The following is a 20,234-nucleotide window of genomic DNA, read 5'->3' on the forward strand; positions in this document are numbered from 1 at the left end:
GCATGCGCGAAGCGTACTATCACGAAGACGATTTTTGCATGATCGAACTGTTGCCGCTGAATAACTTACAGCACTGTTTGACGCAGATGGGCGAGCAGCAGGCGTTCGCCGACGCGCACCGCAGCGGCGACGGCTGGACGCAGATGTACGTGCCCGAGGCGCCGCCGTCGCAGATGCGCGTGCTGGGCATCACCGCCGATCAGCTGCGCCTGGCGCTGGCCGATGCCATGCCGCCGTATGATGCCGTCTACACGGGCTACAGCAGTTACCGCGTGGAATGCAAGAACGTGCTGGCCTTTGGCGGCGACAAGACGGAGACACTATTCGCGGGCCTGGACGACAAGGGCATCGTGTGCGACCTGTGGTGCAGCGATGGCATGCCAGAGCTGTTGCTGCTGCCCTTGAAAGAACAGCTCTTGCTGGCCGACTGGGGCGCGGGTTTTGTCTGTCCGCTGGCCGATGGCGACTTGTTTGCCCGTTATTTGCAGGAATACGAACTCGATTGACACTACTCGCAGGCGATGGCATTCGGTTGCGCCACTTTCACCACCGATGCCAGGCGTGCCATGTCGTTGCCGTCGCCCTGTTCCACATACGGCTGATAGGTGTTGATGACGATGCGCGCACGCGCTTGCCAGCCGCAATTGTCGGCCTGGCCTGCGGGCACGCGCAGCAGTCGGCGTGCTTCGCCATCGTTGCTAAAACAAAACCACGCGTCGTGTGCCGCCGCCGGGCGGGGCAAACGTCCCCATTGCGCCTTGTCTGGCGCGAAGCAGACGCGCTTGCCGATGATCTGCAAGCTCATCTCGTCCGTGCGCGCGCTGTACTGGCCGTCGAGCACGATGGGCGCTTGCGCGTGGGCGGACAGGCAGGCGGTTGCCAGGAGGAGGGTGACGGCAAATTTCATGCGTTTCTTTCAGGGCTGGCAAGACGAAGAATCAGTATAACCCGGGGGCGGAAACGCAAAAAGCCCATCCGTGAGGATGGGCTTTTTAGTACTGCGCATTCGTGGTAGGCCGTGCGGGATTCGAACCTGCGACCAACGGATTAAAAGTCCGCTGCTCTACCAGCTGAGCTAACGACCCGAAAGAGGCCGCATTATATATCAGTTGAAAAGGAATGCAAAGCATTCCTGCGAGAAATTGCTAGCCCGCTAAGGCAGGGCTGCCGTGAGCTTCAGCACTTCATCGATGCTGGTCGTGCCGTCGATGATCTTGCGCGCGCCGGCGATGCGCAGCGGCGTCATGCCATCGAGGATGCTCTGCCGGCGCAGGGCGTGCAGGTCGGCGCCCGCCTTGATCAACTGGCCGAACGTTTCCGTCACGCTCAGCAGTTCATAAATGCCGGCGCGCCCCAGGTAGCCGCTGTGCCGGCACTGGGCGCAGCCGACCGGGCGGTACGTGAGCTCCGGCCGTTCCAGCTGGCCGCCCGTCAGGCGCTGCCAGGCAGCGGCGCCGGGGGCGGCATCCAGCTGCTTGCAAGCCGCGCACAGGCAGCGCAGCAGGCGCTGCGCGAGCACGCCGGCCAGGCATGCTTCCAGCAGATAGGCGGGCAGGCCCAGTTCCAGCAGGCGCATGACGGCCGAGGGCGCGTCGTTGGTGTGCAGCGTCGACAGCACCAGGTGGCCGGTCAGCGCCGCCTGGATGGCCATCTCGGCCGTGGCCAGGTCGCGGATTTCGCCCACCATGATGATGTCGGGGTCTTGTCGCATCAGCGCCCGCACGCCATCGGCAAACGACAGTTCGATGCCGGCCTGGGTTTGCACTTGCATCTGGTTGAAGGCCGGTTCGACCATCTCGATGGGGTCTTCCACCGTGCATACATTGACGTCGCTGCCGGCCAGCGCCTTCAAGGTGCAGTACAGGGTGCTGGTCTTGCCCGAGCCGGTAGGGCCGGTCACCAGCACGATGCCGTGCGTGCGTGCCGTCAGCTGGCGCCAGCGTTCGGCGTCTGCTGGCGGAAAACCCAGATCAAACAGGCTCTTGACGGCCACTTCCGGGTCGAAAATGCGCATGACGAGCTTTTCGCCGAAGGCCGTGGGCAAGGTCGACAGGCGCAGTTCGATTTCCTGGCCCTGCGCATTGCGCGTCTTGATGCGGCCATCCTGGGGGCGGCGCTTTTCCACCACGTCCATGCGCCCGAGCAACTTGATGCGCGCCGTCATGGCCAGCAATACCACGGGCGGCAGCTGGTAGGCCTGGTGCAGGCGGCCGTCGATGCGCAGGCGCACGAGGCCCGCATCGCGTTTCGGTTCCAGATGGATGTCGGAGGCGCGCTGGGCAAACGCGTATTGCCACAACCAGTCGACGATGCGCACCACGTGCTGGTCGTTGGCGTCGAGGTTGCCCTTGTTGCGCCCCAGCTCCACCAGTTGTTCGAAATTGTGGCGCAGCGCCAGGTCTTGCGTGGACGCTTGCCGGGCCACCTTGACGGAACTGGCCAGGCTGAAAAATTGTGCGATGGCGTCGGCGATATGCAGCGGATTGGCGATGACCAGGCTCAGCTTGCGTGGCGCCAGGTTTCCCAGCTGCGCCTGCCAGGCGAGCGCGTACGGCTGGGCCGTGGCGATGACGATGCGCTCCAGGGTGCTTTCCACGGGCAGGATGTTGAAGCGGGCAGCATAGCTGGCCGTCATGACGTCGGCCACCTGGCTGAAATCGATGTGCAAGGGATCGATGCGCAGATATGGCAGGCTAGCCCGTTGCGCCAGCCACGCGCACAGGGTGTCGAGCGTCAGTGCGCCGTGGGCGATGCTGCACAGCGGATGCAAGGGTGGCGCCGGCTGCACGGCGGCCTGGGTATGGACGGCGGCTGCCTGCGCAGCGTCGAGCAAGCCGTCTTCCTGTAGCCAGGCCAGCAGTTGCGGCAGTTCCAGCGGCGTGTCGGGAGGAGGGGGAGCGGACATGGCCGGCGCCTTTCCGGGCTGCCGGCCTTGCCTGGACAGGTCGGCGTTTACAGGGTACTGACGATGCCCTTGAGCCAGGACTTGGCGGGCAGCTTGGTCTCGGCGACGATCTGCTTGGCACGCTCAAGCAGGGCGGCTTGCGCCTCGGCATCGAGTGCCACTTTCGTCTTGAAAGCGATCGCCACCACGTTCCCATCATGGACTTCCGGCAGGCAGATCACCTGTTCAAACGCAAACTTCATCGCCTTGATGTTCTTCGCGTAGCTGGGGTGGTCGCCAAACAGGTTCACCGTCATGATGCCGTGCGGAGCCAGGCAGGCGCAGCAGGCGGAATAAAACTCTGCGCTATCGAGCACGGGACCGCGCGCCGTGGCGTCATACAGGTCCACCTGCAGGGCATCGAGGGTGCCGTGGTTGGCGTCATCGTTGACGTAGTCGAGCGCATCCATCTCGCGCACGTGCAGGCGCTCGTCGTTGGGCGGCAGCTTGAACATCGACGCACAGATGGTGATGACGGACGGATTCAGTTCGATGGCCTCGACTTGCGCCTGCGGGAACTGGCGGTAGCAGAACTTGGTCAGCGCGGCCGTGCCCAGTCCCAGCTGGGCCAGGCGCTGCGGTTGCGCTATCCACAGCATCCACGCCATCATCTGCTGCGCGTATTCGAGCTCCGGCCAGTCCGGCTTGCGGATGCGCATGGCGCCCTGCACCCACTCCGTGCCGAAATGCAGATAGCGCACGCCATCCATCTCGGACAGGGTGACAGGGGCATAGCGGGGCTTGCGCGCAGGGCGCGAGGATTCGACTTGTTCGATGGATTTTCGTTTGATAAGCATAAGGCGGCCTGAAAGTGTGCCGCATTATAGCCCGTGCCGTAGCTGCACAAAAAAATGCCAGCCGCTGGGGCTGGCATGGTGCGGGCCGCTTGTTGCGCTTACTGCTGAGCTGGCTCGATCGACACGCGCAGGCGGATGCGTTCGCCCGGATCGTAGGACATGATGCTCGTGTAGTTGCGGCCGCGGTAGTCGTAGGTGACCTGGTAGCCATTGTTGCGCGATTCCCAGTGGTCGACCTGGCGGCATTGCTTGACGGCCTGTTCCTGCATGCCGCCCTGGTAATTGTTCTGGTTGTCGACACGGTCGCCAACGACGGCGCCGGCAATCGCGCCAGCCGCAGCAGCGGCCGTGCGGCCATTGCCGCCGCCGACCTGGCTGCCGAGCAGGGCACCGGCGATACCGCCGACGATGGAGCCGCCAGCGCTGCGCTGCTGCGGCGGCGCCTGCACTTGCACGTATTCCGTACGGCATTCCTGGCGTGGACGATTGATCTGTTCCACTTGCGGCACGACGCGCACGACTTTGCCGAAATCTTCAAAGTCGGCGGCCTGGGCGAGTGGCAATGCGCCGATACAAAGTGCTGACATCATCAATTTGGCTTGCAAGTTCATTTCTAACCTCATTATGTAGAGAATCTTTCAGGGTATTTTTTATAACTTGAGACTATAGTAATCCCGCCAGACCTGGGCGAGTGTTTCGCATGGCAACAAAATGTAACAGCCCAAGCTCCTTGCCCCACAGTCTGTAACATGCACTTTCAATCGATACAAGATGTTGAAGTGACTTGAAACCAGCGGTTTGTAACAAATCTTGCGTTTGACATCATATTCGGGTTGATTCATGCAGGACAACACGTTACCCTAATACGCGTATGGCTTATATAAAATCGCACTGAATCGCATAAAAGTTGATACAGATCGAATCACCGCGTGCGCATTGACCCGCGTGCGGGGATGCAATAAGAAGAGCAGTTAGAACAGATCCATACATAACAGGTCGATTTGAGGGAAAAATGAGTTTGTTACTAACCGTGCCGCCCAACCTTGTCCAGTCCATCCGTGCCTTTCGCGTGACCGAATTACAAGACGAGGCGATCCGTCTCGGGCAGCACTTTTTATATGCGCATTGCAACGCTGGACAGACCAAACAACAAGTCATCGGCATTATTGCAGAAGCATTCCTGTTTCCGAAAAATCTGGCGAAGAATTTCGATGCCCTGCGCCTGTGCCTGACGGACACCATGTTCAAGGCCGGCACGCAAACGGGTTTCCTGGTGGTGCTGGAGCAATTACCAAATACGCAAAAATTCGACAAGGAAGCGCGCGAGATCCTGCTCGACGTGTTTCGCGACGCAGCCGACTACTGGGCCGAAAAGAAAGTCCCGTTTCGCGTTTTCTATTCGTTCGAGTAAAGACTGACTCTTGCCGCGACGCCGCCAAGCCCGCTTCCCGCGCAGGTGAGCAGCGGCATCCCCGGGCGCTCGCGGCGCGCCAGCACTCATGTTGCGCCGCAACAATAATGCCGGCCTTTCTAGATTCGCATCGCCATAGCGGGTACAATGCGCGCTATGAAAAATATCGTTATCCTCATTTCCGGACGCGGCAGCAACATGGAAGCGGTCGTACGCGCGGCGCAAGCCGAGCAATGGCCAGCCCGGATTGCCGCCGTCATCAGTAACCGGGCCGACGCCCAGGGATTGGTTTTCGCCGCGGAACATGGGATAGCGACGGCAGTCGTTGCCAACAAGGATTATGCCAGCCGCGAGCAGTTTGATGCGGCGCTGCAAGCCGTGATCGACGGCTACGCCCCCGACCTGGTCGTGCTGGCCGGTTTCATGCGCATCCTGACGCCGCCTTTCGTCGAGCATTACGCGGGGCGCATGCTCAATATCCACCCCTCGCTGCTGCCGCTGTTCCCGGGCATGGCGACGCACCGCCAGGCGCTCGAGGCGGGTGTGACGGAACACGGCGCGACCGTGCATTTCGTGACGGCCGAGCTCGATCATGGCCCGGCCGTGGCGAGCGCGAAAGTCCCCGTCTTGCCTGGCGACACAGAAGACAGCTTATCGGCGCGCGTGCTGGTACAGGAACATCTGCTTTACCCGCGCGCCATCCGCCTGTTCATTGACGATAAACTGTCGATCGAGCATGGCCAGGTCCGCGTGGACCCTCAATAAAATATTACAGGAAGAATAACAATGAGATTGCCACCAGCGATACTTGCCAATGCTGAAGAAGTATTGCGCGAAATTTTACGTTTCACGGCCCCGGCCGACACCACCTTGTCGCGCTATTTCCGCGACCATCCGCGCCTCGGTTCGCGCGAGCGCGGCGCCATCGCCGAAGGCATTTATGCCGTGCTGCGCAACAAATCGTTCTTCACGGACTTCGCCGAAGCGGGCAGTGGCCCGACCATGCGCCGCCTGACCATCCTCGGCCTGGCCGAAGCTGTCGGTGCCGACTCGCTCGGTGGTTTGACGGAAGAAGAAGTCGAATGGCTGGAACGCATCACGCAGATCGACCGCAGCCTGATGCCGGCGAATATGCGCGCCAACATGCCGACCTGGCTGTTCGACAAGCTGATCGCCCAGTTCGGCGAAGCGGAAACCATGAAGCTGGCCGATGCGCTGAACGCACCGGCGCCGCTGGATTTGCGCGTCAACTCGCTCAAGGCCACGCGCGAAGACGTGATGCTGGCCCTGGCCGAAGCGCCTATCCTCAGTACCCCGACTCCTTATGCACCGCTGGGTTTGCGCGTGATCAAGAAGCCTTCGCTGCAAAACATGCCTTTGTTCCAGAGCGGCGCCATCGAAGTGCAGGATGAAGGCAGCCAGATACTGTCGCAGATCGTCGGCGCCAAGCGCGGCGAGATGGTGGTCGATTTCTGTGCTGGCGCGGGCGGCAAGACGCTGGCGCTGGGCGCGCTGATGCGCAACACGGGCCGTCTGTACGCGTTCGACGTGTCGGAAAAGCGTTTGGCCAAGCTGAAGCCGCGCATGGCCCGCAGCGGCCTGTCGAACGTGCATCCGGTGCAGATCGCGCATGAGCGCGATGCCAAGATCAAGCGCCTGGCCGGCAAGATCGACCGTGTGCTGGTCGATGCCCCGTGCAGCGGCCTGGGCACCCTGCGCCGCAATCCGGACGTGAAATGGCGCCAGCAGCCGAATTCCATCGTCGAGTTGCAAGCCAAGCAGGCAGCCATCCTGGCCGGTGCGGCGCGCCTGGTCAAGGGCGGCGGCCGCCTGGTGTACGCCACTTGCAGCTTCCTGAATGAAGAAAACGATTTTATCGCCGAGCAATTCCTGGCTGCCCATCCGGACTTCACCCTGGTGCCAATGAACAAGGTGCTGGCCGAACAGAAGATCGAGCTGGAAATGGGTGACTACCTGAAATTGTTGCCGCACTTGCACCAGACCGACGGCTTCTTCGCCGCCGTGTTCGAGCGCAAGGTCATGCCGAAAAAAGTCTACGCCGATGAAAAGCCGGCCGACGACGTTGACGCTGAACAAGCCGAGTAAGCCTGTCACGGGCCGCCGCTGCACCCTGCAGCGGCGGCTTTCAATGCCGCCAGCCCGCCTGGCGGCATGGGCACACCGCCCCTCCGTCCCACCTTCCAGACCTCATCCGCCATGAACGAAACGCCGCTGCTCAACCTGATCACTGATTTTGTCAACGATTTCCGTCAACCGGCCATACTGTGGCAGGCGCTGCTCATCCTCGCCTGCATGGCGTTGAGCTGGCTGCTGGTGCGGCAGTTGCGCGTGTTCCTGCACAATCGAGCGGAGGCGGCCGCTGTCCCGGCCACGCCGGAAGCCTTGCAGCGCACGGATAGTTTCATCCGCATCCTGACGCCGGTGCTGGCGGCCATGCTGCTGGGCATTGCGCAGCATTTCCTGGCCAAGTTGCAGTCGGTGAACCTGCTCAGTATTGCCATCCCTCTATGCACCTCGATGGCGCTGGTGCGCTTCGGTTTTTATGTGCTGCGCCGCATTTTTTCCCGCCATGGCGACATCAGTCCCACTATGTTGCTGTTGGAAAAAATCTTTACTGTCGTGGTGTGGGCCGGCATGGCCCTGTATATCACGGGCCTGTGGCCGGAATTGCACACCTTCCTGGAAAGCATCATCGTGCCGTTGGGACGCAACAAGGTGTCCGTAGCGGCCATCTTGCAAGCCGCTATTTCGGTGGCCGTGCTGCTGGTGCTGGCCATGTGGGCCGGTACTTCGCTCGACGAGCGCCTGATGAAAATGCCGGGGCTGCACACTTCCTTGCGCGTGGTGATGTCGCGCATGGGGCGCGCCGTGCTGATCCTCGTTTCCGTGCTGGTCAGCCTGTCGCTGGTGGGCATCGACCTGACCGTGCTATCCGTATTTGGCGGTGCCTTCGGCGTGGCGCTGGGCTTCGGCTTACAAAAGATCGCCGCAAACTTTGTTTCCGGTTTCATCATTCTGCTCGACCGTAGTCTGACCATCGGCGACATGATCACCGTTGGCCAGTTCACGGGAAAAGTCACGCAAATCAATACGCGCTATACTGTGTTACTGGGTGCCGATGGCGTTGAATCCATCGTGCCCAATGAAATGCTGATATCCGGCGGTGTACAGAATATGTCGCTGAGCAATCGTATGATCTGGCTCGGTGTGCCTGTGTCGCTTGGCTATGAAACGGATCTGGACGTCATCTTTCCCTTGCTGGAAGAGGCCACCGCCAAGGTGCCGCGCGTGTCGCAAAGCAAGCCGCCGTCGGCCACCCTCGTGCGTTTCGGCGCCGACGGCCTCGATGTGCAGGTCGGCTTCTGGATCGCGGACCCGGAAAACGGTACCGGCGGCGTGAAGTCGAATGTGAACCGCGCCATTTGGCGCACCTTGCAGGAACATAAGGTCACTGTACCGTTTCCGCAACGCGAATTGCGTATTGTTGGTACGCCTCCTGCCCCGCTTCTCGGCGCGGCAGACGGTGAGTCCTCGCCATCCGGCACCCAGCCTTAACCTCGCTGCCTGCCTCCGATTTCGCCTGATAGTACCCATTAGGGCGTACAATCACGCCTAAAATATACTTTGCCGTACCTCCACAGTCACTGGAGAGAACGTGCGTACGCCCTGTTCACTTGGAGTAGCAGTAATGACATTGAGTTCCGTTTTACACGACGTTTTGCAGTTCATGGCAACTGGCATTACCGATCTGTCCGCATGGCAAGTTTTCCTGTACACCATGGTGGTCACGCACATCACGATCGCCAGCGTCACGATTTACCTGCATCGCCATCAGGCTCACCGGGCGCTGGAATTGCACGCGATTCCCAGTCATTTCTTCCGTTTCTGGTTGTGGCTGACGACGGGTCAGGTCACCAAGGAGTGGGCCGCCATCCACCGCAAGCACCATGCCAAATGCGATACGGAAGAAGACCCGCACAGCCCCGTGACGCGCGGCATCAAGAAAGTGTTCTGGGAAGGCGCCGAGCTGTACCGCGCTGAATCGAAGAACATGGAAACCATGGCCAAGTACGGCCACGGCACGCCGACGGACTGGATCGAACGCAATCTGTACACCAAATACAGCTGGCTGGGCGTGGTGTCCTTGTTCGTCATCAATTTCGCCTTGTTCGGCGTGATCGGCATTTCCGTGTGGGCCGTGCAAATGATGTGGATTCCGATCACGGCAGCCGGCATCATCAACGGTATCGGCCACTACTGGGGTTATCGCAATTACGACTGCGCCGATGCGGCCACCAACATCATTCCTTTCGGCATCCTGATCGGTGGCGAAGAGTTGCACAACAATCACCATACGTATGCCACGTCGGCCAAGCTGTCGTCGAAATGGTATGAAATCGATATCGGCTGGGCGTATATCCGCGCGCTGGAAATGCTGGGCCTGGCCAAGGTGAAAAAGCTGGCGCCGGAACCGAAGTTCTCGCCCGGCAAGCTGGAAGCGGACTTCGAGACCTTGCAGTCCGTCATCGCCAACCGCTACGACGTGATGGCCAAGTATGCGAAATCGATCAAGCATGCCTGGAAGGAAGAGCTGGAACACCTGAAGCACAAGGCCGAACTGGAAAAACGCTTCTTGAAATCGTCGCGCAAGCTGATGCAGCGCGAGCCGGGCAAGCTGGCCGATGCGCAGCACGAGCAGTTGTCGGAATTGTTCCAGCACAGCAAGGCGCTGGAAACCATGCATCATATGCGCGTCGAACTGGGCGCCATATGGGAGCGTTCACACTTTACGCGCGAACAGTTGCTGCAGAAGCTGCAAGACTGGTGCACGCGCGCCGAAGCGTCTGGCATCCAGTCGCTGCAGGATTTCTCCTTGCGCCTGCGCAGTTACGCATAACGAGCGTTAGCGCTCACGATCAAGGCCCTGGATTCCAGGGCCTTTTTTTCATCCCGGAAAAACGCGAGGGCGCCGGCTGAAAATCAGGGCGAAAAAAAACCGCTCAGTGGAGCGGCTCTTTTTACAGAACACAATATCAATTACTTGATCTTGGTTTCTTTGTACGTTACGTGCTTGCGTGCTTTAGGATCAAATTTCATGATCTCCATTTTCGCAGGCGTCGTACGCTTGTTTTTGGTAGTCGTGTAGAAGTGACCCGTACCGGCGGTCGATTCTAACTTGATTTTGTCGCGGCCTGATTTTGCCATGATAGCTCCCTTATTCTGCTAATTAGACTTTTTCGCCACGAGCGCGCATATCGACCAATACGGCGTCGATGCCGACTTTATCGATGACGCGCAGACCGGCGTTGGACAAACGCAGGGAGACCCAGCGGTTTTCAGATTCAACAAAAATACGACGATTCTGCAAGTTAGGCAAAAAACGACGTTTGGTTTTGTTGTTTGCATGGGAAACATTGTTGCCGACCATCGGCTTCTTCCCAGTGACTTGGCAAACACGTGCCATGGCGCACTCCTTAAAGATATTCCAAATTGGAAAAACGAGAGTATATCCAAAATAAGCAGATTTATCAATGACTTGCGAAAAACAATTGTGTCATGTTGTATTGAAAAAATTTAACAATTTGTCTCTTGCCCTTCTTCCTGGGGAAACGCCCTGGTAAACAGCGCTGTTTACTGTTAGATAAGCGTGTTGCTGCTGTCACGTATGTCCTTGTTTACACATGGTTAACTGCGATAGTCCGGCGCTGGCCTAGATCTGGCCATGTTCCGCAAAGGAATGCACTTGCCGCCCGGCCACGACGAAATGGTCGAGGATGCGTACGTCCACCAGCGACAAGGCTTGCACCAGCGCACGTGTCAGTAATAAATCCGCTTCGCTCGGTTCCGGCGTGCCGGAAGGGTGGTTGTGGGCCAGCATGATGCTGGCCGCGTTGTGCAGAAGCGCCTGCTTGACCACTTCGCGCGGATACACGCTGGTGTGGGTGAGGGTGCCACGAAACATTTCGCGGGTCGTGATGAGGCGGTTCCTGACGTCCAAAAACAACACATGAAACGCTTCATGCGCCAGGTTGCCCAGGGTCAGGCGCAAATAATCTTTGACGGCGTGTGGCGCATTGAGGGCTTGCCCCGTCTGCAAGTCCTCGATGATGGCGCGCCGCGCCAGTTCCATCACCGCCTGCAATTGGGCGAACTTGGCGCTGCCCAAGCCGTGTACGGCGGAAAAACTCACAAGGCTGGCGCCGAACAGGCCCCGCAAGGAGCCGAAGTGCTCGACTGTGTCGCGCGCCAGTTCCACGGCGCTCTTGCCGCGCACGCCCGTGCGCAGGAAGACGGCCAGCAATTCCGCGTCCGACAGCGACTGCGCGCCATCCTCGATCAGGCGTTCGCGTGGCCGTTCGCTGGCCGGCCAATCCTTGATGCCCATGCTGCCTCCCCTGTCGCGCCCGGCTGATAGTGGCGCCTGGGGATGATTGTGGCGCCATCCTGAGGCAGCGATGCTGCGCTAGCTCGTCTTTATGGGGAATCATATGAAAAAAACAAAAACCAAGATGCCTGCCTGGTCATTTCCAGACGCTATCATTTACCTGTCGTTGCAATCCATGCAAGTTGCAGCGACGGGGAGTCAGGGCCCTGAACTCAATGTCTTCCACTTGTTTTACAGGAGTCGTCATGCCTTATATCAAAGTTATCAATGGAGTCATGCAAGAGTTCAACGCCGCCGGTGTCAATACGGGCAAGGTCAGTGGTATCGGCCTCAATGCGCACGCGTATTTGGAACACCGGAACTGGAGTGTTGCCGCACCGCTCGTTCCGGACCTGAAGAAGCCCGATTACAGCACCGATTTGCCGTACCTTGCCAGCAACGGCTTCAAGTACATCCAGGTGATGCTGGCGCCTTTCAACGGCAAGGATGGCTATTGGAATTGGGGCGAAGTCGTTGGCAAGCCAAAGTTCGCAGCTGACAACACGCTAACCGATGTGAATATCAAAGATTCGTACTGGCTTGCCATAACGGCGCTGCTCGATTGCGCGCTGGCCAATGGCATCGGCATCATCGCCTGCCCATTCTGGAATTCCTACGCCGTGCCGCAATTGGTGGGGGAAGCGGGCGCTGAGGGCGCTACAAAAGACGAACAGGCCGCGGCCGCTCGTGTGGCACTGGTCAATCCACAATCGAAAACACGCCACTACATGCGTGCCTTTGCCAAGGCGTTTGCGCAGCGCTACAGCAACCACGCCGGCATCGCCGCCTGGATGGCTGCTCAGGAACTGATGGACGTGGCCAAGATAGACTTGACTGCCACCCGTGAAATCATCCAGGAGACGGCGCAATTGCTGCGCGACAACGATGCCCTGGCGCGGATGATTTCCTCCGGTAATGCAGGAATTGCCCATACTTTGCCCCGTCAAGGTTCCTTGCAGCAATACGTCACGGAAACCCTGCCATTCGTGAATCCGGATCCGGTCGACTGCCTTTGTGAAAATCTGTTCCCGGGTAATGAATATGTGAGCAGCGCCCTGGACAGCAGCGCGGATCTGCCGGCCGACTTCGTCTCGTCTTCGCTCGCTTACCTGCAAGTGATGCAGCGAGCCGCATATACCTTGGGCAAGCCGTATTACCTTGGCAGCTTTTGCCTGTCGAAAAAGCAGGAACTGGCGTTGCAAGATACCGAACGTCAAGACAACTTGCATGCGTTGCTGAGCGCCATACGCCGTACGGGCGTGCAACTGGCGTGCTATTGGGACTGGAATGGGGGAAATCCCATGGAGGACGACGGATTGAACCTGGTCGAGACGCCGGCCTACAGCAACAAGCGCATGGCTGTCTGGGACGCCTTGCGCGGCGAAGACGCCATGCGTCCGGCGCCGCCAACGCCTTGCTTCGGCGTGACGAAGACCTTGCAATTCCAGCCTGGCCTGATGCTCACCGTGCCGTCGTCCGTGCGCTATGAGAGTGCGGACTTTTCGCTGTCGTATTGCATCCGGCAACAGGCAATCTCCTCGATCAAGGACCTTGAACTGGCTTTCATCAAGCGCCAATCGAATCTGAAAGGCTGGGCGCTTTTGCAAAAATTTACGACCGGGGAGAGTGGTATCAACACCTTCCTGCATTTATGGGATAACGAAGGGTTTGCTGGCCTGGGTGCCAACAGCAATGGGCACGGCTTGAAGGTGGACATTCCCAACCGCTGGTTTCGCTGCACCTATACTGTCAAGCATGATGGTAGCATCAGCCTGTACGTCGATGATTTCCTGATGTACCAGGGGAACAAAATAGTGCAGCCATTCGTGCAGGCCACCGGCACACCCCTGGTGATCGGCCACCCCGTGCATGCGCTGGAGCAGGGCACGCCTGCCTGGCAGTTGTCCGACGTGATCCTGTACGACCGCGTGCTGACGCCGAAGGAAGTGTATGACTATGGTCAATATGGCATCGTGAACCGGCCCGTGGGACGCTGGAAGCTCGACGGCAACCTGGAAGACAGCTCCGGCTTCGGCAATCACGCCAGCACGCCTGGCGGGTTGACGTACGTCAACGTCTGATTCGCTGATTTGACGTTGGATGCGGTGCGCGGCCATGTTTTTTGACAAAAGCATGGCCGCGCCGAGATGGCATGGGGCAGGCGCGGCCAGTGTGGCTTACAATATCGTTTTGCATCAGCTACTTGAAAACTCACTATGTCCAACGAGCAACCAGCAGTCGTCACCGAAGCGGCTTACCTCACCCTGCATTATCGTCTTGCTACTGTTGACGGTACTGATATTGTCACTACCTTCAGCGGAAATCCTGCTACCTTGATGCTGGGGCAGGGCCAGTTGGCGCCGTTCCTCGAGCAGCGTTTGCTGGGCTTGCCTGAAGGCACGCACCAGACGTTCGAGCTGGCCGCCGGCGAAGGCTTTGGCGAGCGCAATCCCGAGCTGGTGCAATCGGTTTCGCGCGCGACGCTGGACGAAAACTCCGTGCCGGGCGCCGACTACAAGATCGGCGACCTGGTCGACTTTGCCGCGCCGGGCGGCGGCCGCTTTGCCGGCGTTCTGCGCGAAATGCGCGACGATTCGGCCCTGTTCGACTTCAACCATCCGCTGGCCGGCCAGCCGCTGCGTTTTGAAGTCAAGCTCATTTCGGTGCTGTGAAGGAATAGCGATGGATAAAGAACTGTTACTGGCCCAGCCCCGCGGTTTCTGCGCCGGCGTCGACCGGGCGATTGAAATCGTCGAGCGCGCCTTGCAGCAATTTGGCGCACCGATCTATGTGCGCCATGAAATCGTCCACAATGCCTATGTGGTGGCGGACTTGCGCAACAAGGGCGCCATCTTCATCGACGACCTCGATGACGTGCCTGCTGGCAATACGCTCGTGTTTTCCGCGCATGGGGTATCGAAAGCCGTGCGCGCCGAGGCGGAATCGCGCGGCCTGAGCATTTTTGATGCGACTTGCCCGCTGGTCACCAAGGTGCATATGGAAGTGGGCAAGATGCGCCGCGAAGGGCGCGAAATCATCATGATCGGCCACGACGGCCATCCCGAGGTGGAAGGCACGATGGGGCAGGCCGACATGGGCATGCATCTGGTGGAAACGCTCGACGATGTGGCGGCATTGCAGGTCGCCAATCCGGACAGCCTGGCCTATGTTTCGCAAACAACGTTGTCCGTTGACGACACTAGCGACATTATTGCGGCTTTGAAAGCGAAATATCCGAATATCGCCGAGCCGAAAAAAGGCGACATTTGCTACGCCACCACCAACCGTCAGGAAGCCGTGAAATTCATGGCGCCGCAAGTGGAAGTGGTGATCGTCGTCGGTAGCCCGAACAGTTCGAATTCGAACCGCTTGCGCGAAGTGGCCGAGAAAATGGGCACGCCAGCCTACATGGTCGACAATGCCTCGCAAATCGACCCTGCCTGGCTGGAAGGCAAGCTGCGCGTGGGTGTGACGGCTGGCGCCTCGGCGCCCGAGGTACTGGTACAAGCCGTCATCGACCGCTTGAAGGAGTGCGGCGTGAAGAGCGTGCGCCCGCTCGATGGCGTGCAGGAAGCCGTCACTTTCCCGATGCCAAAAGGCCTCGATGGCATCAAGCGCGACGTCGCATGAGGCGTTGGCGCGATTGAGTATCGATGAAATAGTCACCTCAAACCGAATTTAATTCGGAAATGATTGATTTATTCCAAGTTTAGTTTTTGCAAAAGATCGTTATGATTGCCTCAAGCTTGAATATGTTGTCGTTATGACTAAGCAAGGTCACGCCCGTTTTGAGTGCGTGCACCATGCTGGTGAGAACGGTCCAGGGATGGCACTGCAGGAATTCTTCCTCCGGTGCCGTTTTTGTATCAGCGACCCATGTTCTGGCGGAAGTTGTTCCCGAAAAATGCATATTTGATAGGGCAATCATGGATACATTCATCCAGCAGATCATTAACGGCTTGGTGTTGGGCAGCATGTATGCCTTAGTCGCCCTCGGTTACACGATGGTGTATGGTGTCTTGAACCTGATCAACTTCGCCCACGGCGATGTGCTCATGATCGGCGCCATGGCGGGCTTGAGCATTCTCAAGTTGTTGGGCATTTATGTGCCGGACTGGCCCGGCTACTTGAAACTGGCCACCGCCATCCTCGGCGCCATTCCCATCTGTATTCTGGTCAACGTCCTCATCGAGCGGGTCGCCTACCGCCGCCTGCGCAACGCCCCCCGCCTCGCTCCCCTGATTACCGCCATCGGCGTCTCCATCCTGCTGCAAACCTTTGCCATGATGATCTGGACGCGCAATCCCTTGCCCTTCCCGCAATTGCTGTCGACCGACCCCATCAATATCGGCGGCGCCGTGATTTCGCAAACGCAAGTGTTGCTGCTGGCCCTGGCTGCCCTGTCGATGGGCGCATTGGTGTTGCTGGTGGAAAAAACGAAAATGGGCCGCGCCATGCGTGCCACGGCGGAAAACCCCCGCGTGGCGGGACTGATGGGCGTCGATTCCGACAAGGTCATCGTCGCCACCTTTGCCATCGGCGCCGCGCTGGCGGCCGTGGCGGGCGTGATGTGGGGTGCCAACTATGCGTCCATCCAGTTTTCCATGGGTGCCATTCCCGGCTTGAAGGCCTTTTGCGCGGCCGTGCTGGGCGGCATCGGCAATATCTATGGCGCCATGCTGGGGGGGATCTTGCTGGGCCTTATCGAGAGTCTGGGCGCCGGCTATATCGGCGACCTCACGGGCGGCTTCCTGGGCAGCCACTACCAGGATATCTTTGCCTTCGTCGTGCTGATCATCGTGCTGACCCTGCGCCCGTCCGGCATCATGGGCGAACGCGTGGCCGACCGTGCCTGATGTGAAACTGGGAGATTTAATCATGGCACTACTCGATTTTGACGCTAAGAAAAATCCGACCAAAGCCTACGCCGGCATGCTGGGTCTGGCCGCGCTGTTGATGGTGTTCCCGTTTTTTGCCGCCCAGTTCGGTAACTCGTGGGTGCGCATCATCGATATGGCCTTGCTCTACATCATGCTGGCCCTGGGACTGAACATCGTCGTCGGCTTTGCCGGCCTGCTTGACCTCGGTTACATCGCCTTTTATGCCGTGGGTGCCTACCTGACGGCCTTGCTGGCCTCGCCGCAGTTCGCCATCCTGCTCGAATCGGTGGTGAATCAATATCCGGTGGCGGGCGAGACCCTGGTGCAGCTGATGGGGCCGGAAATCCGCGAAAACGGCATCCACCTGTCGATCTGGATCATCGTGCCCCTGGCTGCGTTTGTTGCCGGCCTGTTCGGCGCCTTGCTGGGTGCGCCGACCTTGAAACTGCGCGGCGACTACCTGGCCATCGTGACCCTGGGCTTTGGCGAGATCATCCGCATCTTCATGAACAATTTGAACGATCCGATCAATGTTACGAATGGGCCGCAAGGCATCAATCTGATCGATCCGATCCGCATCTTCGGCGTCAACCTGGCGGGCGAGGCGGGCACCAACAGCACCGTCGTGGTCGGCGGCTTTTCCATGCCCTCCGTGAATGCGTATTACTTTCTATTCCTCGTCTTGTGCGTTGCCATCGTATTCATCACCAAGCGCCTTCAGCATTCGCGCCTTGGCCGCGCCTGGGTCGCCATCCGCGAGGACGAGATCGCCGCCAAAGCCATGGGCATCAATACGCGCAACGTGAAATTGCTGGCCTTTTCCATGGGCGCCTCGTTCGGCGGCGTGGCCGGTGCCATGTTTGCCTCGTTCCAGGGCTTTGTCTCGCCGGAATCGTTCTCGCTGACGGAATCGATCGCCGTGCTGGCCATGGTGGTGCTGGGCGGCATCGGCCATATCCCCGGCGTGATCCTGGGCGGCGTGATCCTCGCCTCGATACCCGAAGTGCTGCGTCACGTGGTGGAGCCGGCCCAGCAGGCGCTGTTCGGCGAAGTGCTGATCGAGGCGGAAGTATTGCGCCAGTTGCTGTACGGCCTGGCCATGGTCTTGATCATGCTCAACCGTCCCGCCGGCCTGTGGCCATCGCCGAAGCACGAGGACCGGCCTGACCACGATGTGGACCAGCCGAATAAATCCACCGGCGTTGTGTCCGCTTAAGGGAGGGATGGCATGAGCGAACAGATCATTCTCAATATCGCCGGCGTGAACAAGCGTTTTGGCGGCCTGCAGGCGCTGACCGACGTGGGCATCACTATCCGGCAAGGGCAAATCTATGGCTTGATCGGCCCGAACGGCGCCGGCAAGACGACTTTCTTTAACGTCATCACGGGCCTGTACCAGCCCGACACGGGCACCTTCGAGCTGGCCGGCAAGCCATATTCGCCATCCGCGCCGCACAAGGTGGCCAAGGCGGGCATTGCCCGCACCTTCCAGAACATCCGCTTGTTTGGCGACATGACGGCGCTGGAAAACGTCATGGTGGGGCGCCATGTACGCTCGCACCAGGGTGTGTTCGGCGCCATCTTCCGCCACAAGGCGGCGCGCGAGGAGGAGGCGTCCATCCGCCGGCGGGCCATGGAGTTGCTCGACTTCGTCGGCATCGCCCAGTTTGCCAACCGCACGGCGCGCTTCCTGTCGTATGGCGACCAGCGGCGCCTGGAAATCGCCCGCGCGCTGGCCACCGATCCGACCCTGCTGGCGCTCGACGAGCCGGCGGCCGGCATGAATGCGACGGAAAAGCTGGCCCTGCGCGAGTTGCTGGTGAAAATCAAGGCCGAAGGCAAGACCGTGCTGTTGATCGAGCACGACGTGAAATTGATGATGGGACTGTGCGACCGCATCACGGTGCTCGAGTATGGCAAGCGCATCGCCGAAGGCTTGCCGGCCGAAATACAACAAAACCCGGCCGTTATCGAGGCTTACCTTGGGGGATCGCACGCATGACTGAGAATGGCTTGAACAAGAATGTACTGAAGGTAGCGGGCCTGCATGTGGCTTACGGCGGCATCAAGGCGGTGAAAGGCATCGACCTGGAAGTCAACGAGGGCGAGCTGATCGCCCTGATCGGCGCGAACGGCGCCGGCAAGACGACGACCTTGAAAGCCATCACGGGCACTTTGCCTGCCTGCAAGGTTGAAGGCACGATCAGCTACCTGGGCGAGTCGCTCAAGGGGATGAAATCGTTTCACCTGGTGGAAAGGAAACTGGCCATGGTGCCGGAAGGGCGTGGCGTGTTTACCCGCATGTCGATCCGCGAAAACCTCATGATGGGCGCCTACACGCGCACGGACAAGGCCGGTGTCGAGGCCGATATCGAAAAATGGTTCGACGTGTTCCCGCGCCTCAAGGAAAGGGCGGCGCAGATGGCTGGCACCCTGTCGGGCGGCGAGCAGCAGATGCTGGCCATGGCGCGGGCACTGATGAGCCATCCGAAGCTGCTGCTGCTCGACGAGCCGTCGATGGGCCTGTCGCCCATCATGGTCGAGAAAATTTTCGAGGTGATCCGCAAGGTCTCGTCCGAAGGCATCACGATCTTGCTGGTCGAACAGAATGCCCGTTTGGCCCTGCAAGCGGCGCACCGTGGCTATGTGATGGATTCCGGGCTGGTCACCATGGGCGGCAACGCGGCTGCCATGCTCGATGACCCGCGCGTGAAGGCGGCGTATCTGGGGGAGTAAGCGCACTCAGGAAGTATTCAGGCATAAAAAATGCCCCAGCTGGGCTGGGGCATAATGGCATCCGTCGGGGACGTGCAGGATGGATGCCTGGAGGAGCCGTTAACAGCGGACCGCCGTAGCGGTCGCGCAAGAATTACTTGGCAGCCGTGCGTGGCGCGACTTTTTCAGCCGCTTGCGTGAACTGGTTCACGGCCGAAGTCAGGTTCGCTTCGATGGCTTCGACGGCTTGCTTGCTGGTTTTCGAGAATTGCTCGTAGCCTGCATTGGCATTGCCGATGGCGCTTTTCAGCATGGCGACGGCGTTTTCCGAACCGGCTGGCGCGTTCTTGGTGACTTCTTCCACCAGGGACAGGACTTTGCGGTTGGTTTCGGCGATTTGCGATTCAGCTGCTTTGCTGAATTCGGCTTGGGTGCCGGACGTGATGGCAGCCAGATGACGGCCGTAAGCGATGGCTTTTTCGGCGCTAGGCTGTGCTTGAGCAGCGCTCAGCGAGAAGAATTCTTGTGGATCTTTTGCCGACAGCAATTGCTTGGCGGCGGCGGTCGATTCTTCCAGCGTTGCCTTGGCAGCGGTCAGGTTCAGTTCGACGATCTTTTCGATGCCTTCGAAGGCTTTGCCCGTCAGCGACGAGAACAGGGCGAATTGGGCTTCCAGGTTGGCTTTGGTAGCGGACGAAAACTGCTCAGGAATTGAAAACATATAAATCTCCAAAAAATCGAAATCTGGTTAATTTGATGCTGCGTGTACCGTTTGGGAAAGCAGGTGAATCTAAATTTTTCAAGCTGAACAAGAATTGTGCAACGCAACAAACCCTATTCTACGGTGAAAAAAACGTAAGTCAAGCGATTCTTGTGCGATGCAACAATTGAATAGATTTGCATCAAAAGTCATTGTTTCTAAAGAGAAATATTTGCTTTCTGTGTGTCAATGGTTTGAACCTAAACTATTGTTTCCAGTGGCTGCGGGGACGATCGCGGCGCAGCATGCTAGACTTTGCCTCCCGCACTGGCGCTGCGCCCC

At 59.2% G+C, this 20,234-nt stretch carries 22 protein-coding genes and 1 tRNA gene; 13 read left to right on the forward strand and 10 right to left on the reverse strand.

All coding sequences use genetic code 11. From position 1 onward, the window contains the following. Positions 1-2 precede the first annotated feature (2 nt). The gene (locus K0F85_RS03895) at positions 3-506 is read left to right on the forward strand and encodes a hypothetical protein (RefSeq protein WP_219114645.1); all 504 of its coding nucleotides are present in this window, start codon (positions 3-5) and stop codon (positions 504-506) included. A 2-nt stretch (positions 507-508) separates the two neighbouring features. Here K0F85_RS03895 and K0F85_RS03900 read toward each other — a convergent pair whose 3' ends face one another. The 5 genes from K0F85_RS03900 to K0F85_RS03920 form a co-directional block, all read right to left on the reverse strand. Further along, on the reverse strand, positions 509-907 hold the full coding sequence (locus K0F85_RS03900; RefSeq protein WP_219114646.1) for a hypothetical protein: 399 nt from the start codon (positions 905-907) through the stop codon (positions 509-511). A 102-nt stretch (positions 908-1,009) separates the two neighbouring features. Further along, positions 1,010-1,085: transfer RNA gene (locus tag K0F85_RS03905), tRNA-Lys, on the reverse strand. A gap of 68 nt (positions 1,086-1,153) precedes the next feature. Then, positions 1,154-2,905: a GspE/PulE family protein gene (locus tag K0F85_RS03910; RefSeq protein ID WP_219114647.1), complete on the reverse strand. Its 1,752-nt coding sequence runs from the start codon at positions 2,903-2,905 to the stop codon at positions 1,154-1,156. 47 nt (positions 2,906-2,952) lie between these two features. After that, the gene (locus tag K0F85_RS03915; protein ID WP_219114648.1) at positions 2,953-3,741 is read right to left on the reverse strand and encodes a spermidine synthase; all 789 of its coding nucleotides are present in this window, start codon (positions 3,739-3,741) and stop codon (positions 2,953-2,955) included. A gap of 98 nt (positions 3,742-3,839) precedes the next feature. Beyond that, the gene (locus K0F85_RS03920) at positions 3,840-4,352 is read right to left on the reverse strand and encodes a glycine zipper 2TM domain-containing protein (protein ID WP_034785134.1); all 513 of its coding nucleotides are present in this window, start codon (positions 4,350-4,352) and stop codon (positions 3,840-3,842) included. Between the two features lie 401 nt (positions 4,353-4,753). Between K0F85_RS03920 and K0F85_RS03925 the strand changes: the two genes are divergently transcribed. The 5 genes from K0F85_RS03925 (at position 4,754) to K0F85_RS03945 (ending at position 10,070) form a co-directional block, all read left to right on the forward strand. After that, positions 4,754-5,152 (forward strand): barstar family protein, encoded by a 399-nt coding sequence (locus K0F85_RS03925; RefSeq protein WP_034747450.1) that lies wholly within the window; start codon positions 4,754-4,756, stop codon positions 5,150-5,152. 156 nt (positions 5,153-5,308) lie between these two features. Next, entirely contained in the window at positions 5,309-5,917 is a 609-nt protein-coding gene (purN, locus tag K0F85_RS03930; RefSeq protein WP_219114649.1) for a phosphoribosylglycinamide formyltransferase, read from the forward strand. Positions 5,918-5,938: 21 nt separating this feature from the next. Next, the gene (locus K0F85_RS03935; protein ID WP_219114650.1) at positions 5,939-7,258 is read left to right on the forward strand and encodes an RsmB/NOP family class I SAM-dependent RNA methyltransferase; all 1,320 of its coding nucleotides are present in this window, start codon (positions 5,939-5,941) and stop codon (positions 7,256-7,258) included. A gap of 66 nt (positions 7,259-7,324) precedes the next feature. Continuing rightward, positions 7,325-8,728: a mechanosensitive ion channel family protein gene (locus tag K0F85_RS03940; protein WP_257572512.1), complete on the forward strand. Its 1,404-nt coding sequence runs from the start codon at positions 7,325-7,327 to the stop codon at positions 8,726-8,728. Positions 8,729-8,861: 133 nt separating this feature from the next. Beyond that, positions 8,862-10,070: a fatty acid desaturase gene (locus K0F85_RS03945; protein WP_219114651.1), complete on the forward strand. Its 1,209-nt coding sequence runs from the start codon at positions 8,862-8,864 to the stop codon at positions 10,068-10,070. Between the two features lie 140 nt (positions 10,071-10,210). Here the strand turns inward: K0F85_RS03945 and rpmG are convergent, their stop codons facing one another. The 3 genes from rpmG to radC form a co-directional block, all read right to left on the reverse strand. Continuing rightward, positions 10,211-10,378 carry a 50S ribosomal protein L33 gene (rpmG, locus tag K0F85_RS03950; protein WP_010400929.1) on the reverse strand — a complete coding sequence of 56 codons (168 nt, stop codon included), beginning with the start codon at positions 10,376-10,378 and terminating at the stop codon, positions 10,211-10,213. A 22-nt stretch (positions 10,379-10,400) separates the two neighbouring features. Continuing rightward, a complete protein-coding gene (gene rpmB, locus K0F85_RS03955) occupies positions 10,401-10,637 on the reverse strand; it encodes a 50S ribosomal protein L28 (protein WP_010400928.1) in 237 nt (78 codons plus the stop codon). Positions 10,638-10,883: 246 nt separating this feature from the next. Then, entirely contained in the window at positions 10,884-11,558 is a 675-nt protein-coding gene (gene radC, locus K0F85_RS03960) for a DNA repair protein RadC (RefSeq protein ID WP_219114652.1), read from the reverse strand. 245 nt (positions 11,559-11,803) lie between these two features. Between radC and K0F85_RS03965 the strand changes: the two genes are divergently transcribed. The 3 genes from K0F85_RS03965 (at position 11,804) to ispH (ending at position 15,227) form a co-directional block, all read left to right on the forward strand. Further along, positions 11,804-13,678, forward strand: coding sequence for a LamG domain-containing protein (locus tag K0F85_RS03965; RefSeq protein WP_219114653.1), 1,875 nt, complete (start codon positions 11,804-11,806; stop codon positions 13,676-13,678). Between the two features lie 135 nt (positions 13,679-13,813). After that, positions 13,814-14,269, forward strand: a complete 456-nt coding sequence (locus K0F85_RS03970; protein ID WP_034785165.1) for a peptidylprolyl isomerase — start codon at positions 13,814-13,816, stop codon at positions 14,267-14,269. A gap of 10 nt (positions 14,270-14,279) precedes the next feature. After that, entirely contained in the window at positions 14,280-15,227 is a 948-nt protein-coding gene (ispH, locus tag K0F85_RS03975) for a 4-hydroxy-3-methylbut-2-enyl diphosphate reductase (RefSeq protein WP_086140002.1), read from the forward strand. Between the two features lie 79 nt (positions 15,228-15,306). Here ispH and K0F85_RS03980 read toward each other — a convergent pair whose 3' ends face one another. Continuing rightward, complete coding sequence (locus K0F85_RS03980; protein WP_034785167.1) at positions 15,307-15,525, reverse strand: hypothetical protein; 219 nt, start codon at positions 15,523-15,525, stop codon at positions 15,307-15,309. On the opposite strand from K0F85_RS03980, the gene K0F85_RS03985 reads away from it, so the two are divergent. The 4 genes from K0F85_RS03985 to K0F85_RS04000 are packed head-to-tail and all read left to right on the forward strand — an operon-like array spanning position 15,524 to position 19,213. Then, a complete protein-coding gene (locus K0F85_RS03985; RefSeq protein WP_219114654.1) occupies positions 15,524-16,453 on the forward strand; it encodes a branched-chain amino acid ABC transporter permease in 930 nt (309 codons plus the stop codon). The genes K0F85_RS03980 and K0F85_RS03985 overlap by 2 nt on opposite strands. A gap of 22 nt (positions 16,454-16,475) precedes the next feature. Beyond that, positions 16,476-17,693, forward strand: coding sequence for an ABC transporter ATP-binding protein (locus tag K0F85_RS03990; protein ID WP_219114655.1), 1,218 nt, complete (start codon positions 16,476-16,478; stop codon positions 17,691-17,693). Positions 17,694-17,705: 12 nt separating this feature from the next. Then, a complete protein-coding gene (locus K0F85_RS03995) occupies positions 17,706-18,479 on the forward strand; it encodes an ABC transporter ATP-binding protein (RefSeq protein ID WP_131689619.1) in 774 nt (257 codons plus the stop codon). Between the two features lie 11 nt (positions 18,480-18,490). Beyond that, positions 18,491-19,213 (forward strand): ABC transporter ATP-binding protein, encoded by a 723-nt coding sequence (locus K0F85_RS04000; protein ID WP_219114994.1) that lies wholly within the window; start codon positions 18,491-18,493, stop codon positions 19,211-19,213. 133 nt (positions 19,214-19,346) lie between these two features. On the opposite strand, the gene K0F85_RS04005 is transcribed toward K0F85_RS04000, so the two are convergent. After that, a complete protein-coding gene (locus K0F85_RS04005) occupies positions 19,347-19,913 on the reverse strand; it encodes a phasin family protein (protein ID WP_219114656.1) in 567 nt (188 codons plus the stop codon). Between the last annotated feature and the right edge of the window lie 321 nt (positions 19,914-20,234).

Origin of the sequence: Janthinobacterium sp. UMAB-56, assembly GCF_900095265.1 — a bacterium.
Lineage (GTDB): Bacteria > Pseudomonadota > Gammaproteobacteria > Burkholderiales > Burkholderiaceae_D > Janthinobacterium.